Source organism: Thioalkalivibrio sp. ALE10 (genome assembly GCF_000381385.1).
In the GTDB taxonomy this organism is placed as follows: Bacteria; Pseudomonadota; Gammaproteobacteria; order Ectothiorhodospirales; family Ectothiorhodospiraceae; genus Thioalkalivibrio.
In genome coordinates, this window is record NZ_KB906462.1 from 1 (window position 1) to 16,373 (window position 16,373).

At 63.6% G+C, this 16,373-nt stretch carries 13 protein-coding genes and 1 tRNA gene; all 14 read left to right on the top strand.

Features of this window, described 5'->3' with window-relative positions:
• Positions 1-1,107 (top strand): elongation factor Tu (gene tuf, locus F788_RS0112985; protein ID WP_019590451.1); only part of this gene is annotated, 1,107 nt, incomplete at its 5' end.
• Positions 1,108-1,183: 76 nt separating this feature from the next.
• Positions 1,184-1,259: transfer RNA gene (locus F788_RS0112990), tRNA-Trp, on the top strand.
• 39 nt (positions 1,260-1,298) lie between these two features.
• Entirely contained in the window at positions 1,299-1,664 is a 366-nt protein-coding gene (secE, locus tag F788_RS0112995; RefSeq protein ID WP_019022912.1) for a preprotein translocase subunit SecE, read from the top strand.
• An 18-nt stretch (positions 1,665-1,682) separates the two neighbouring features.
• Positions 1,683-2,216, top strand: coding sequence for a transcription termination/antitermination protein NusG (nusG, locus tag F788_RS0113000; RefSeq protein ID WP_019590452.1), 534 nt, complete (start codon positions 1,683-1,685; stop codon positions 2,214-2,216).
• Positions 2,217-2,279: 63 nt separating this feature from the next.
• Entirely contained in the window at positions 2,280-2,711 is a 432-nt protein-coding gene (gene rplK / locus F788_RS0113005) for a 50S ribosomal protein L11 (protein ID WP_018871343.1), read from the top strand.
• Between the two features lies 1 nt (position 2,712).
• Positions 2,713-3,408, top strand: coding sequence for a 50S ribosomal protein L1 (gene rplA / locus F788_RS0113010; RefSeq protein WP_019590453.1), 696 nt, complete (start codon positions 2,713-2,715; stop codon positions 3,406-3,408).
• Between the two features lie 224 nt (positions 3,409-3,632).
• Complete coding sequence (gene rplJ, locus F788_RS0113015) at positions 3,633-4,154, top strand: 50S ribosomal protein L10 (RefSeq protein WP_018871345.1); 522 nt, start codon at positions 3,633-3,635, stop codon at positions 4,152-4,154.
• A gap of 70 nt (positions 4,155-4,224) precedes the next feature.
• On the top strand, positions 4,225-4,608 hold the full coding sequence (rplL, locus tag F788_RS0113020) for a 50S ribosomal protein L7/L12 (protein ID WP_018947939.1): 384 nt from the start codon (positions 4,225-4,227) through the stop codon (positions 4,606-4,608).
• A 131-nt stretch (positions 4,609-4,739) separates the two neighbouring features.
• Positions 4,740-8,819: a DNA-directed RNA polymerase subunit beta gene (gene rpoB, locus F788_RS0113025; RefSeq protein ID WP_019590454.1), complete on the top strand. Its 4,080-nt coding sequence runs from the start codon at positions 4,740-4,742 to the stop codon at positions 8,817-8,819.
• A 70-nt stretch (positions 8,820-8,889) separates the two neighbouring features.
• Positions 8,890-13,140 (top strand): DNA-directed RNA polymerase subunit beta', encoded by a 4,251-nt coding sequence (gene rpoC, locus F788_RS0113030; protein WP_019590455.1) that lies wholly within the window; start codon positions 8,890-8,892, stop codon positions 13,138-13,140.
• Between the two features lie 109 nt (positions 13,141-13,249).
• A complete protein-coding gene (rpsL, locus tag F788_RS0113035; RefSeq protein ID WP_018871349.1) occupies positions 13,250-13,627 on the top strand; it encodes a 30S ribosomal protein S12 in 378 nt (125 codons plus the stop codon).
• Between the two features lie 27 nt (positions 13,628-13,654).
• Entirely contained in the window at positions 13,655-14,122 is a 468-nt protein-coding gene (gene rpsG, locus F788_RS0113040) for a 30S ribosomal protein S7 (protein WP_018871350.1), read from the top strand.
• 18 nt (positions 14,123-14,140) lie between these two features.
• Positions 14,141-16,237 carry an elongation factor G gene (gene fusA, locus F788_RS0113045; RefSeq protein WP_019590456.1) on the top strand — a complete coding sequence of 699 codons (2,097 nt, stop codon included), beginning with the start codon at positions 14,141-14,143 and terminating at the stop codon, positions 16,235-16,237.
• A 40-nt stretch (positions 16,238-16,277) separates the two neighbouring features.
• Positions 16,278-16,373, top strand: a 96-nt coding sequence (locus F788_RS13825) for a GTP-binding protein (protein ID WP_018873918.1), incomplete at its 3' end; no start/stop codon positions are given.

Sequence of the window (16,373 nt, forward strand, 5' to 3'; positions counted from 1 at the left end):
ACGGCGGCGTTGACGGTGGTTCAGGCGAAGAAGTACGGCAGCGATGCGCGTGCCTTTGACCAGATTGACAACGCGCCGGAAGAGAAGCAGCGCGGTATCACGATTGCGACGGCGCACGTGGAGTACGAGTCGGACACGCGCCACTACGCGCACGTGGACTGCCCGGGTCACGCGGACTACGTGAAGAACATGATCACCGGTGCGGCGCAGATGGACGGCGCGATCCTGGTGGTGTCGGCGGCCGACGGTCCGATGCCGCAGACGCGGGAGCACATTCTGCTGTCGCGCCAGGTGGGTGTGCCGCACATCGTGGTGTTCCTGAACAAGGCGGACATGGTGGACGATCCGGAGCTTCTGGAGCTGGTGGAGATGGAAGTCCGCGATCTGCTGTCGAGCTATGATTTCCCGGGTGACGACACCCCGGTGGTCACCGGTTCGGCGCTGAAGGCGCTGGAAGGTGACGAAAGCGAGATGGGTGCCCAGGCGATCCACAAGCTGGTGGACGAGATGGACCGCTTCATCCCCGAGCCGGAGCGCGCGGTGGACGGTGCGTTCCTGATGCCGGTGGAAGACGTGTTCTCGATTTCCGGTCGTGGCACCGTGGTCACCGGTCGCGTTGAGCGCGGCGTGGTGAAGGTCGGCGAGGAAGTGGAGATCGTGGGTCTGCACGACACGCAGAAGACCACGGTGACCGGCGTGGAGATGTTCCGCAAGCTGCTGGACCAGGGCGAGGCCGGCGACAACGTGGGCGTGCTGTTGCGCGGCACCAAGCGTGACGACGTGCAGCGCGGTCAGGTGCTGTGCAAGCCGGGTTCGATCACGCCGCACACCCAGTTCGAGGCGGAAGTCTACATCCTGAACAAGGAAGAGGGTGGTCGTCACACGCCGTTCTTCAACGGGTATCGGCCGCAGTTCTATTTCCGCACGACGGACGTGACGGGATCGGTCGAGCTGCCGGAAGGCACCGAGATGGTGATGCCGGGCGACAACGTGAAGATGACGGTGTCGCTGATCAGCCCGATCGCCATGGAAGACGGTCTGCGTTTCGCGATTCGCGAAGGCGGCCGCACCGTGGGCGCCGGCGTCGTCTCCAGGATTATCGAGTGATAGACTGAGCAGTCAGCTGGCAGGCCTCCCGCGTTTGCATCCGGTGCAACCGCGGGTGCCTGCCTTCTACGATTACAGGCCAGTAGCTCAATTGGCAGAGCAGCGGTCTCCAAAACCGCAGGTTGGGGGTTCGAGTCCCTCCTGGCCTGCCATCTTTTACGATGGCGGCAAGCACCGGGTGAGACGATTTCATGACTGAACAATCGGAAGGCAGCGGCGTGCTGGATACCGTCAAGCTCGCCGTGGTCGTGGCCTTGCTCGTTGCCGGCGTCATGGGCTTCTACTGGTTCCAGGACGAATCGACCCTCGTGCGCGTGGTCGGTTTGCTTGCTGTCGTGGCCGTGGCCGCCGGGATCGGCATGACCACCTACAAAGGCCGACAGCTGAGCGCCTTTATGGGCAACGCCCGCACCGAAGTGCGCAAGATGGTCTGGCCGACTCGCGTCGAAACGACCCAGACAACCCTGGTCGTGATCGCCGTCGTCATCGTGGTGGGGATCTTCCTCTGGCTCCTGGATATGTTCCTGGGGTGGTCCGTCAGTCGCTTCATCGGATAGGCATCAGGAATCTACCCCATGGCATTACGCTGGTACGTAGTACAGGCATTCTCCGGCTTCGAGTCCCAGGTCAAGCGGTCGCTGGAAGAACGCATCGAGCGCTTCGGTATGCAGGACCATTTTGGCCAGATCCTGGTCCCGACCGAAGAGGTCGTGGAGATGAAGGACGGTCAGAAGCGCAAGAGTGAACGGAAGTTCTTTCCGGGTTACGTGCTGGTCCAGATGGATTTCAGCGATGAGGCCTGGCACCTGGTGAAGGCGGTACCCCGTGTTCTCGGATTCATCGGGGGCACCGCGGATCGCCCGGCCCCGATCAGCGAAAAGGAAGCCGAGGCCATCCTCAACCGCATGGAAGAGGGCGCGGAGAAGCCGCGTCCGAAGGTCCTGTTTGAAGTTGGCGAGATGGTTCGCGTCATCGATGGTCCCTTCAACGACTTCAATGGTGTCGTCGAAGAGGTCAACTACGACAAGAGCCGTCTGCTGGTGGCCGTCCAGATCTTCGGTCGTTCGACCCCGGTGGAGCTCGAGTTCCATCAGGTCGAGAAAACCTGACGCAGTCTGCGTTCAACACCTTGATCGGGGAGCCGCGAGGCGCCTGTACCCGAGGGAGTCAGCATGGCAAAGAAAATCGAAGCCTACATCAAGCTTCAGGTCGGGGCTGGCAAGGCCAACCCGAGTCCGCCCGTCGGCCCCGCGCTGGGTCAGCGCGGCGTGAACATCATGGAGTTCTGCAAGGCGTTCAACGCCGAAACCCAGGACATGGAGCCCGGTCTGCCGATCCCGGTCGTGATCACCGTGTATTCCGACCGGTCGTTCACCTTCGTGACCAAGACCCCGCCGGCGCAGATCCTTCTGAAGAAGGCCGCCGGAATCCAGAGTGGTTCGGGTGAGCCGAACACCAAAAAGGTCGGAAAGGTTACCCGCGAGCAGCTGGAAGAGATTGCGCGCGCCAAGGAACCGGACCTGACCGCCGCCGACATGGACGCCGCGGTCCGGACGATCGCCGGCAGCGCCCGCAGTATGGGCATCGATGTGGAGGGTCTCTGAGATGGCGAAGCTGAGCAAACGCATGCAGTCGATCCGCGAGAGGGTGGAACCGGGTCGTGCGTATCCCGCCGATGAGGCCTTTTCCCTTCTGCGCGAGCTGGGCACCGCGAAATTCCGCGAGTCCGTCGACGTCGCCGTGAATCTGGGCGTGGATCCGCGAAAGTCCGACCAGGTCGTCCGCGGCTCCACGGTCCTCCCGCACGGCAACGGCAAGACCGTACGCGTGGCGGTGTTCACCCAGGGCGATAACGCGGATGCCGCCAAAGAGGCCGGCGCGGACGTGGTCGGCATGGATGACCTTGCCGAACAGGTCAAGGCCGGTCAGCTGGATTTCGACGTGGTGATCGCCTCGCCCGATGCGATGCGCGTGGTGGGTCAGCTGGGCCAGATCCTCGGTCCGCGTGGTCTGATGCCCAACCCCAAGGTCGGTACCGTGACGCCGGATGTGGCCACGGCCGTGACCAACGCCAAGGGCGGGCAGGTCCGTTACCGCACGGACAAGGGCGGCATCGTCCACTGCACGATCGGCGCGGCCGACTTCGAGGCGGATGCCCTGAAGGACAACCTGAACGCGCTGCTGCAGGACCTGATCAAGATGAAGCCGGCGACCTCCAAGGGCCAGTATGTCCGGGGCGTCACGGTGTCCACGACGATGGGTCCCGGGCTGAAGGTCGACGGCGCCACCCTCAATCTCTGATTCCGCCGTACGCGGCGGAATCCAATGCTTTGGTCGGCTGTCGCGCGAGCGGCACGCCATCCAAGACCGCAGGCGGGCCGCATGGCGGCGCTTAATATCCCAGCCTGCGCAGATGGTGTCACCCGATTCAGGAATGGCCTGCGACGGGAGCACCTGAGTACCGGTCTCCGGACCGGTTCACGACCATCTCCGGATGGTCTCAACAGAGGAGAGTCAACGTGGCTTTGAATCTCGATGACAAGAAGCAGATTGTCACGGAACTGGCTGCGATTGCTGCCTCGGCGCACTCCGCGGTGGGTGCGGAATATCGAGGTCTCTCGGTCGCGCAGATGACCGAGCTGCGCAAGCAGGCTCGGGAGCAGGATGTTTATCTGCGCGTGGTGAAGAACAATCTCGCCAAGCGCGCGCTGGCGGGCACGGACTTCGAGTGCATGCAGCCCGAGCTGCATGGGCCGTTGGTTCTGGCCTTCAGCCTGGAGGAGCCATCCTCCGCCGCGCGTCTGGTGCGAGATTTCGCCAAGACCAACGATCAGCTGAAAGCACGGATGGTGTCCTTCGGCGGCGAACTGATGGGGGCGAACGATCTCGAACGCCTCGCCAGCCTGCCGACCCGCGAGGAGGCCCTGAGCCAGCTGATGGCCACGATGCGCGCACCGCTCGACAAGTTCGCCCGCACCGTCAACGAGGTGCCCGGCAAACTGGTGCGTACCGTTGCAGCGATCCGCGATCAGAAGCAGGCAGCCTGATCCCGGTTCCTGGAATCCTATTCGCTAGCACATTTCTGAATGCGGGCAGCCCCGCAGGGAGAACCTACTAATGGCCGTTTCGAAAGAAGATATCCTGGAAGCCATCGGCAACATGACGGTCCTCGAAATCGTGGACCTGATTGGCGAGATGGAAGAGAAGTTCGGCGTGACCGCGGCTGCTGCCGTGGCCGCAGCCCCGGCCGCCGCCGGCGGTGGTGAAGGTGGCGGCGGTGAAGCCGAGAAGGACGAGTTCGACGTCGTCATGTCCGGCTTCGGCGACAACAAGGTTGGCGTCATCAAGGTCGTGCGCGGCCTGACCGGCCTGGGCCTGAAGGAGGCCAAGGAGATGGTCGAAGGCGTGCCCGCCACCGTGAAGGAAGGCGCGGCCAAGGAAGAAGCCGAGAAGATGAAGGCGGAGCTGGAAGAAGCCGGCGCGTCCGTCGAGCTGAAGTAACAAGGGCGTTACGCCCGTTGTCAGACGTGTCCGTCACGGGCATGCGGAGCTGGCGGTTGCGAGGCCGTCAGCTTCCGCCCGTGGTGGCGCGGATTTATTGCGCGTTGTTCTGCTAGCCCCCGAGGTATTCCATGGCCCTCAGTTATACCGAAAAGAAACGCATCCGCAAGGATTTCGGGAAGCGTCCCCAGATCCTGGACGTTCCGTATCTGCTGGAGACCCAGCTCACCTCCTACCGCAATTTCCTCCAGGAGGACCGGGGTGCGGACAGTCGCGAAGGACTCGGTCTGCACGCGGCGTTTCAGTCGGTATTTCCCATTGTCAGTTATTCCGGTCACGTTCAGCTGGAGTATGTCAGCTATCGGCTCGGCGAGCCGGTCTTCGACGTCAAGGAATGCCAGATCCGCGGCGTGACCTATGCGGCCCCGCTGCGTGTGCTGCTGCGGCTGGTGATTCACGACAAGGATGCGCCTGCCGGCTCCACCGTGGTGAAGGAGGTGAAGGAGCAGGAGGTCTACATGGGCGAGCTGCCCCTGATGACCGAGAACGGCACCTTCGTGATCAACGGTACCGAGCGGGTGATCGTTTCCCAGCTGCACCGTTCGCCCGGGGTGTTCTTCGACTCCGACAAGGGCAAGACCCAGGGTAGCTCGCAGAAGCTGCTGTACAACGCACGCATCATCCCGTATCGCGGTTCGTGGCTCGATTTCGAGTTCGACGCCAAGGACGGGGTGTATGTCCGTATTGACCGTCGCCGGAAGCTGCCGGCGTCCATCCTGCTGCGTGCGCTGGGGATGGACACCGAGCAGATCCTGGAGACGTTCTTTGATTTCAATCAGCTCACGCTTGATGAAACCGGCGGTGAGCTGGACCTGATCCCCGAGCGCCTGCGCGGCGAGACGGCCGTGGTGGATATCCGGGACGGTGACCAGGTGATCGTGGAGGCGGGTCGACGCATTACCCCGCGTCACATCCGGGAGATCGAAAAGGCGGGGATCCGCACCCTGCGCGTCCCGGACGAGTATCTGGTGGGCCGCGTTCTGGCGCGCACGATCATGGACCCGTCGACCGGCGAGGTGATCGGCAATGCCAACGACGCGCTGACCCAGGACCTGCTGGACCGTCTGCGCGCTGAAGGCATCCATCAGTTCGACACGATCTACACCAACGAGTACGACCACGGGCCGTACATGTCGGACACGCTGCGGCTGGATCCGACACGCACCCAGCTGGAAGCCCAGGTCGAGATCTACCGCGTGATGCGTCCGGGCGAGCCGCCGACCAAGGATGCCGCGGAGAATCTGTTCGCCAACCTGTTCTTCTCGGAAGACCGCTACGATCTTTCGGCCGTCGGCCGCATGAAGTTCAATCGCCGCGTCGGCCGTGATACCGACGAAGGCGAGGGGGTGCTGTCCACGGACGACATCCTCGATGTGCTCAAGGTCCTGATCGATCTGCGCAACGGCAACGGCCGTACCGACGACATCGACCACCTTGGCAATCGTCGCATCCGCTCGGTGGGCGAAATGGCCGAGAATCAGTTCCGCCTGGGGCTGGTCCGCGTCGAGCGCGCGGTCAAGGAACGCCTGACCGTCGCGGAGAGCGAGGGGCTGATGCCGCAGGAGCTGATCAACGCCAAGCCGGTGGCGGCCGCGATCAAGGAATTCTTCGGCTCCAGCCAGCTCTCGCAGTTCATGGACCAGAACAACCCGCTGTCCGAGGTGACCCACAAGCGCCGGATCTCCGCGCTGGGTCCGGGTGGCCTGACGCGCGAACGCGCGGGCTTTGAAGTGCGGGACGTGCATCCCACGCATTACGGGCGGGTGTGCCCGATCGAGACGCCGGAAGGTCCGAACATCGGTCTGATCAACTCGCTGGCGGTGTATGCGCGGACCAACCGTTACGGCTTCCTCGAGACGCCGTATCGCAAGGTCGAGGACGGGCGGGTGACCGCCGAGATCGCCTATCTCTCGGCCATCGAGGAAAGCCAGTACGTCATCGCGCAGGCGAACGCGGCCATGGACGAGGACGGTCGCCTGACCGATGACCTGGTGTCCTGTCGGCACCAGGAAGAGTTCACGATCTCCTCGCCGGACAAGATCCAGTACATGGATATCTCGCCGAAGCAGATCGTGTCGGTGGCGGCCGCGCTGTTGCCGTTCCTGGAGCATGACGACGCGAACCGCGCGCTGATGGGCGCCAACATGCAGCGCCAGGCGGTTCCGTGCCTGCGCTCGGACAAGCCGCTGGTCGGGACCGGTATCGAACGTACCGTCGCCATCGACTCCGGCTCGGCGATTGTCGCCCGTCGCGGCGGCACCGTGGATTCCGCGGACGCCGGGCGTGTGGTCGTGCGGGTCAATGACGACGAGACCCAGCCGGGCGAACCCGGCGTGGATATCTACAATCTGACCAAGTATTCGCGCTCGAACCAGAACACCGCGATCAACCAGCGTCCGCTGGTGGCCGTTGGTGACGAGATCGCGCGCGGCGATGTGCTGGCCGACGGTTCCTCCACGGACATGGGCGACCTGGCGCTGGGCCAGAACATGATGGTCGCCTTCATGCCCTGGAACGGCTACAACTTCGAGGACTCGATCCTGATCTCGGAGCGTGCGGTTCACGAGGATCGCTATACCACCATTCACATCGAGGAGCTCAACTGCACCGCGCGTGACACCAAGCTCGGGCAGGAAGAGGTGACGGCGGACATCCCCAATGTCTCCGAGTCGCTGCTGTCCAAGCTGGACGAGTCCGGGGTGGTGTACGTGGGTGCCGAGGTGAAGCCGGGCGACATCCTGGTCGGGAAGGTGACGCCCAAGGGCGAGACCCAGCTGACGCCGGAAGAGAAACTGCTGCGTGCGATCTTCGGCGAGAAGGCGTCGGACGTGAAGGATACGTCCCTGCGCGTCCCGTCGGGCGTCGAGGGAACGGTCATCGACGTTCGCGTGTTCACGCGGGACGGCGTCGAGAAGGACGCCCGGGCCAAGTCGATCGAAGAAGACGACATGGCCGCGGTGCGCAAGGACCTGCGGGATCAGCTGCGGATCTACGAGGACGACATCTTTGCGCGGATGGAGAAGCTCCTGGTCAACAAGACCGCCGCAGGCGGGCCCGACGGGTTGGGAGACGGCTCCAGGGTGACGAAGAAATACCTGCAGGGCCTGTCGCGTGACCAGTGGTTCGAGATCCGCCTGCAGGATGACGACGTGAATGCCCAGCTGGAGGACCTCGGGCGTCAGCTCAAGGACCAGAAAACGGCGTTTGACGAAAAGGTCGAGCACCAGAAGGCGAAGCTGGCCGCGGGGGACGATCTGCCGCCGGGCGTGCAGAAGATGGTCAAGGTCTACGTGGCCGTGAAACGTCGTCTGCAGCCGGGCGACAAGATGGCCGGTCGGCACGGGAACAAGGGCGTGATCTCGATGATCGTGCCGGAAGAAGACATGCCGTTCCTGGATGACGGGACGCCGGTGGACGTGGTCCTGAACCCGCTGGGCGTGCCTTCGCGGATGAACGTCGGTCAGGTGCTCGAGGTCCATCTTGGCTGGGCCGCGAGGGGGCTGGGCGACAAGATCAACCGCATGCTCGAGGCGCAATCCGAGATCGCCAAGCTCCGCGAGTTCCTGGACCGCATCTACAACCACCGTGATCGCAAGGTCAACCTGGACGAGCTCTCGGACAGCGAGATCCTGACCCTGTGCCGGAACCTGCGGGGCGGCGTGCCCATGGCGACCCCGGTGTTCGACGGCGCTGCCGAGGACGAGATTAAGGAGATGCTGCGGCTCGCCGACCTGCCCGAGACGGGGCAGGCGACGCTGTACGACGGCCGGACCGGGGAGGCCTTCGATCGCCCGGTGACGGTCGGCTACATGCATATGCTGAAGCTCAACCACCTGGTCGACGACAAGATGCACGCGCGCTCCACCGGCCCGTATTCGCTGGTGACCCAGCAGCCACTGGGCGGCAAGGCGCAGTTCGGTGGCCAGCGCTTCGGCGAAATGGAGGTCTGGGCGCTGGAGGCCTACGGCGCTGCCTACACCCTGCAGGAAATGTTGACGGTGAAGGCGGACGACGTGCAGGGCCGCAACAAGATGTACAAGAACATCGTCGACGGTGAGCACCAGATGGAAGCCAACGTGCCGGAGTCCTTCAACGTGCTGATGAAGGAAATCAAGGCCCTGGGCATCAACATCGAGCTCGAGCAGGACTGATCCGCTCCGTTCGCAACGTGATCCGAAGGGGCGCCGCGCGCCCCTCGAAAACTAGCTGTGAGGCAAGTGAATGAAAGACCTCCTGAATCTGTTCAAGCAGCAGACCCAGCCGGAAGAGTTTGACGCCATCCGGATTGGACTGGCGTCCTCCGACCAGGTGCGCTCCTGGTCGTTCGGCGAAGTGAAAAAGCCGGAGACGATCAACTACCGTACCTTCAAGCCGGAGCGGGACGGGCTGTTCTGTGCCAAGATCTTCGGCCCGGTGAAGGATTACGAGTGCCTGTGCGGCAAGTACAAGCGCCTGAAGCACCGGGGCGTGGTGTGCGAGAAGTGTGGCGTCGAGGTGACCCAGACCAAGGTGCGCCGCGAGCGCATGGGGCACATCGATCTGGCCTCCCCGGTTGCGCATATCTGGTATCTGAAGAGCCTGCCGTCGCGCATCGGCCTGCTGCTGGACATGACCCTGAAGGACATCGAGAAGGTGCTGTACTTCGAGTCCTTCATCGTGACCGACCCGGGGTTCACCACCCTGGAGAAGCGTCAGCTCCTGACCGACGAGGAGTACCTCGAGGCGATGGAGGAGCACGGTGACGACTTCACCGCGATGATGGGTGCGGAAGCGGTCCTGAGCCTTCTGAAGGAGCTGGATCTGCAGTCCGAGGCCGCGCGCATGCGCCAGGAACTGTCGGAGACGGGTTCCGAAACCAAGATCAAGCGCCTCGGCAAGCGCCTGAAGCTGATCGAGTCGTTCCTGGAGTCCGGCAACAAGCCGGAGTGGATGATCATGGACGTGCTGCCGGTGCTGCCGCCGGATCTGCGTCCGCTGGTGCCGCTGGATGGAGGTCGCTTCGCGACCTCCGACCTGAACGACCTGTACCGCCGGGTGATCAATCGCAACAACCGTCTGCGCCGCCTACTGGAGCTGAACGCTCCGGACATCATCGTGCGCAACGAAAAGCGCATGCTGCAGGAGTCCGTGGACGCCCTGCTGGACAACGGCCGTCGCGGCCGTGCCATCACCGGCACCAACAAGCGCCCGCTGAAGTCTCTGGCCGACATGATCAAGGGCAAGCAGGGTCGCTTCCGCCAGAACCTGCTGGGCAAGCGCGTCGACTACTCCGGCCGCTCCGTGATCGTGGTCGGCCCGACCCTGCGCCTGCACCAGTGCGGCCTGCCCAAGCGCATGGCGCTGGAACTGTTCAAGCCGTTCATCTTCGGCAAGCTGCAGCGCCGTGGCCTGGCGACCACCATCAAGGCCGCCAAGAAGGCCGTGGAGAAGGAAGGCCCCGAGGTCTGGGACATCCTCGAAGAGGTGATCCGCGAGCACCCGGTGATGCTGAACCGCGCCCCGACCCTGCACCGCCTGGGCATCCAGGCCTTCGAACCGGTGCTGATCGAGGGCAAGGCGATCCAGCTGCATCCGCTGGTCTGTGCCGCGTTCAACGCCGACTTCGACGGTGACCAGATGGCCGTGCACGTGCCGCTGTCGCTGGAGGCCCAGCTGGAGGCGCGCACGTTGATGCTGTCCTCCAACAACGTTCTGTCCCCGGCCAATGGCGAGCCCATTATCGTGCCGTCGCAGGACATCGTGCTCGGCCTTTATTACCTGTCGCGGGAGAAGGTCAATGCCCGGGGCGAGGGCATGGTGTTCGCGGACGTGGACGAGGTGCATCGCGCCTACGAGAACGGCAAGGTCGATCTGCATGCGCGCGTCACCGTGCGCATGGAGGATCCGCACGCCGAACATGCCGAGAGCGAGGGCGAGCGTCCGCGCGTGCGTCTGGAAACCACGGTCGGGCGGGCGATCCTGTCGCGGGTCATGCCCCGCGGACTGCCCTTCGAGCTGATCGATCAGGAGCTGGACAAGAAGAGCATCTCGCACCTGATCAATGCCTGCTACCGCCGCCTGGGCCTCAAGGACACCGTGGTGTTCGCGGACCAGCTGATGTATGCCGGCTTCTACTACTCCACCCGGGCCGGCGTGTCTTTCTGCGCGGATGACATGGTCATTCCGGAGGAAAAGCAGCCGATCCTGGAGAATGCCGAGGAGCAGGTGAAGGAGATCGAGGAGCAGTACGCCTCGGGCCTGGTCACCAAGGGCGAGCGCTACAACAAGGTCGTGGACATCTGGGCGCACTGTAATGACCAGGTGGCGAAGTCGATGATGGAGCACCTCGGCAAGGAAGAGGTGACGAATCGCGACGGCGAAGTGGTCGAGCAGCGTGCGTTCAACTCGATCTTCATGATGGCCGACTCCGGCGCACGCGGATCCGCGGCACAGATCCGCCAGCTGGCGGGCATGCGCGGCCTGATGGCCAAGCCGGACGGATCCATCATCGAGACGCCGATCACCGCGAACTTCCGCGAGGGTCTCAACGTCCTGCAGTACTTCATCTCGACCCACGGCGCCCGCAAGGGCCTGGCGGATACCGCGCTGAAGACCGCCAACTCGGGATACCTCACGCGTCGCCTGGTGGACGTGTCGCAGGACGTGGTGGTGACCGAGCCCGACTGCGGTACCGAACAGGGCCTCCTGATGAAGCCGATCATCGAGGGCGGCGATGTGGTCGAACCGCTGCGCGACCGCGTGCTTGGTCGCACGGTGGCGGTGGACATCCTGCGCCCGGGCACCGACGAGGTGCTGGTGCCGAAGGACACCCTGCTCGATGAGGCGATGGTGGATCAGCTCGATGCCGCGGGCGTTGACGAGGTCCTGGTGCGGTCGGCGATTACTTGCGAGACCCGGCAGGGTATCTGCGCCAAATGCTACGGGCGCGACCTGGCGCGCGGCCACGAGGTCAACTCGGGTGAATCGGTGGGGGTCATCGCGGCCCAGTCGATCGGCGAGCCCGGAACCCAGCTGACCATGCGTACGTTCCATATCGGGGGTGCTGCGTCCCGCGCCGTCACGGTCAGTGCGATCCAGGTCAAGAATGCCGGGCACATCCGTCTCCACAACATCAAGACCGTGGAGCACAAGTCCGGCAACCTGGTGGCGGTGTCGCGGTCCGGAGAACTGGGTGTGGTCGACGAGGCCGGCCGTGAGCGCGAGCGCTACAAGGTTCCCTATGGCGCGACGATCATGGTCCACGAGGGCGATGCGGTCGAAGCCGGTCAGGAAATCGCCACCTGGGATCCGCATACCCACCCGATCGTGACCGAAGTGGCAGGTACCGTGAAGCTCGCGGACTTCATCGAAAACGTGACGGTGACGAAGGAGACGGACGAGTTCACCGGCCTGTCCTCCAACGTGGTCCTCGATCCCAAGAGCCGGAGTTCCGCGGGCAAGGATCTGCGGCCCACGGTCAAGCTGCTGGATGACGCCGGGAACGAGGTCTACATCCCGGGGACGGACATGCCCGCGCAGTACATGCTGCCGGCCAACGCGATCTTCAACCTGGAAGACAATGCGCGGGTCGAGGTGGGTGACGTCATTGCGCGGCTGCCGCAGGAGTCTTCGAAGACCCGTGACATCACCGGCGGTCTGCCGCGCGTCGCCGATCTGTTCGAGGCGCGCAAGCCCAAGGAGCCGGCGATTCTGGCGGAGCTGTCCGGTACGGTTTCGTTCGGGAAGGAAACCAAGGGCAAGCAGCGGCTGATCATCACTCCGGACCGGGGCGACGCCCACGAGATGCTGATCGCCAAACAGCGGACCGTGAACGTGTTCGAGGGCGAGCGTGTCGAGCAGGGCGAAGTGATCGTCGATGGCGAACTGGACCCGCACGATATCCTCCGCCTGCGGGGCGTCACCGCGCTCGCGGAATATCAGGTGCAGGAGATCCAGGACGTATATCGTCTGCAGGGCGTAAAGATCAACGACAAGCACATCGAAGTCGTCGTCCGCCAGATGCTGCGCAAGGTCAACATCCTGGATCCGGGCGACACCCGGTTCCTGTCCGGTGACCAGGTGGATCGCACTCGTGTCCTAGAGGAGAACGAGAAGCTGTCCGGCGATCAGCAGCCGGCGACCTACGAACGCGTGCTCCTGGGGATCACGAAGGCCTCGCTGGTGACGGAATCGTTCATCTCCGCGGCCTCCTTCCAGGAAACCACGCGGGTGCTGACCGAGGCGTCGACGCGCGGAGCGCGGGACGACCTTCGCGGGCTCAAGGAGAACGTGATCGTGGGTCGCCTGATCCCCGCGGGGACCGGGCTGGCCTATCACAAGGAACGCCGGCGCAGGCGGGCTCTGGAGATGCCCGAGTTCGAAACGGTGGGCGAGAGCACACCACCGGAGGCCGAGCCGGCCGAAGTGCCGTCGGCCGGGCCGGAGAGCGACCCCGGCGGCGACAGCGGAGCATCGGGTGATTCCGCGCAGTGAGGCGGAATCGAGTTGACAGTCAAGAGGGCGCGCATTAAACTTCCGCTCCCTCGACAGGCCGGTCTCGGCACCGGCCTGTCGTTATTTTTAGGCTAGGAGAAAGGGTTTCATGGCCACGATCAACCAGTTGGTACGAAAGCCGCGCAAGCGGCCGGTCGAGAAGAGCGACGTGCCGGCGCTTCAGGGTTCGCCGCAGAAGCGCGGTGTATGCACCCGTGTCTACACCACCACGCCCAAGAAGCCGAACTCGGCGCTGCGCAAGGTTGCGCGCGTGCGGCTGACCAATGGTTACGAGGTCAGCTCCTATATCGGTGGCGAAGGGCACAACCTTCAGGAGCATTCGGTGGTCCTGATTCGTGGTGGTCGTGTGAAGGACCTCCCGGGTGTGCGCTATCACACGGTCCGCGGAAGCCTGGACACCCAGGGCGTGCAGAAGCGCGCGAAGGGTCGTTCCAAGTACGGGACCAAGCGTCCGAAGAAATCCTAACCGTGTTCAAGTCCGGGAACTGAAACAATGTCGAGAAGAGCAGCCGCACCCAAGCGTCACATCCTCCCCGATCCGAAATTCGGGAGCGATCGTCTGGCGAAGTTCATCAATACCGTCATGCGGGATGGCAAGAAGTCCGTCGCCGAGCGGGTCGTCTATGGCGCGCTGGACCAGATCGAGTCCAAGCAGGGTGACGGCCTGGGCGCGCTCGAGCGTGCGCTGGACAACGTGCGGCCGCGGGTGGAGGTGAAGGGCCGCCGGGTCGGCGGTGCCACCTATCAGGTTCCCGTCGAGGTGCGTGCGGTTCGTCAGGACGCGCTGGCGATGCGCTGGGTGGTCGAGGCAGCGCGCAAGCGCGGCGAGCGCACCATGGCCATGAAGCTGGCCGGCGAGCTGATGGATGCGGCCGACAGCAAGGGTTCCGCCGTCAAGAAGCGCGAAGACACTCACCGGATGGCGGATGCCAACAAGGCATTCGCGCACTTCCGCTGGTAAGAACGAAGAGGCACCTCAGTGGCACGCAAGACCCCCATCAAGCGCTATCGCAATATCGGCATCAGCGCGCATATCGACGCCGGCAAGACCACGACGACCGAGCGCATCCTGTTCTACACCGGCCTGTCGCACAAGATCGGTGAGGTGCATGACGGCGCCGCCGTGATGGACTGGATGGATCAGGAGCAGGAACGCGGGATCACCATTACCTCCGCGGCGACGACCTCGTTCTGGTCCGGCATGGCCAAGCAGTTCCCCGAACACCGCATCAATATCATCGATACGCCGGGGCACGTGGACTTCACGATCGAGGTTGAGCGGTCCATGCGTGTGCTGGACGGTGCCTGCATGGTGTATTGCGCCGTCGGCGGCGTGCAGCCACAGTCGGAAACGGTGTGGCGCCAGGCCACCAAGTACGAAGTGCCGCGAATCGCGTTCGTCAACAAGATGGACCGCGCCGGCGCCGACTACGAACGCGTCTACAATCAGATGCGCGAGCGCCTGAAGGCCAATCCCGTGCCGATCCAGATCCCGATCGGTTCGGAAGACGCCTTCGCGGGAGTGATCGACCTGGTGAAGATGCAGGCGATCCACTGGCATGACGACAACTATGGCATCAGCTTCGATTACGGCGAGATTCCGGAGGAGCTGAAGGCCGACGCCGAGAAGTGGCGCGAGAACCTGGTCGAATCCGCCGCCGAGGCCTCGGAAGAGCTGATGGAGAAATACCTCGGCGAGGGCGAGCTGAGCGAGGAAGACATCAAGGCCGCGCTGCGCAAGCGTACGCTGGACCTCGAGATCGTGCCGATGATGTGCGGCTCCGCGTTCAAGAACAAGGGTGTCCAGGCGATGCTGGATGCCGTGGTTGAATACCTGCCGTCGCCGGAAGAAGTGAAGGCGATCAAGGGCGTCAAGGCCGGTACGGAAGATCCCATCGAAAAGAAGGCGACCGATGAAGAACCGTTCGCGGGCCTGGCCTTCAAGCTGATGAGCGATCCCTACGTCGGGAGCCTGACGTTCGTTCGCGTCTACTCGGGCGTGGTGAAGGCGGGCGACACGGTTCTGAACACCCAGAATAACCGTCGCGAGCGGATCGGGCGCATCCTGCAGATGCATTCGAACAGCCGCGAGGAGATTCCGGAGCTGCGTGCCGGTGACATCGGTGCGGTGGTCGGCCTGAAGGATCTCTACACCGGGACCACGCTTTGCTCGCCCGATGATCCGGTCGAGCTGGAGCGCATGGAGTTCCCGGATCCGGTGATCTCCATCGCGGTCGAGCCGAAGACGAAGACCGACCAGGAAAAGATGGGCATGGCGCTGAACAAGCTGGCGCAGGAAGACCCCTCGTTCCAGGTGCGGACGGACGAAGAGTCCGGTCAAACCATCATTTCGGGCATGGGCGAGCTGCATCTCGAGGTGCTGGTCGATCGTCTGAAGCGGGAATTCAAGGTCGAGGCCAACGTGGGGCAGCCGCAGGTCGCGTACCGCGAGACCATCACCAAGTCGATCGAACAGGAAGGCAAGTTCGTCAAGCAGTCCGGCGGGCGTGGTCAGTATGGTCACGTCTGGCTTCGGATCGAGCCGCAGGAGCCGGGCGTCGGCTTCGAATTCAAGAACGAGATTGTCGGTGGCGTGGTTCCGAAGGATTACGTGCCGGCGGTGCAGAGGGGTATCGAAGAGCAGATGCGTAATGGCGTGCTCGCTGGCTACCCCATCGAGGATGTCAAGGTGAGTCTCTTCGACGGCTCCTACCACGATGTCGACTCGAACGAGAACGCCTTCAAGGTCGCGGCCTCCATGGCCTTCAAGGATGGGGCCCTGCGCGCCGGGGCGGTGCTGCTCGAGCCGATGATGAAGGTCGAGGTGGAGACCCCCGAGGAGTACATGGGTGACGTGATGGGCGACCTTAACGGCCGTCGGGGCCTGGTGCGCGGCATGGAAGACGTTGCCGGCCAGAAGCTCCTGCATGCGGAAGTTCCGCTGTCGGAAATGTTCGGGTACTCGACCCAGCTCCGCTCGCTGACCCAGGGCCGCGCGACGTATTCGATGGAATTCGAGAAATACTCGGAGGCGCCGGCCCAGATCGCCGACGCCGTGGCCCGCAAGGCGTCCTGATACCGCCATTCCGTAGAGAACGATTTAAGAGGTCTTAGCTGTGTCCAAGGAAAAGTTCGAACGCAAGAAGCCGCACGTGAATGTGGGGACGATTGGTCATGTGGACCACGGGAAGACGACGCTGACGGCGGCGTTG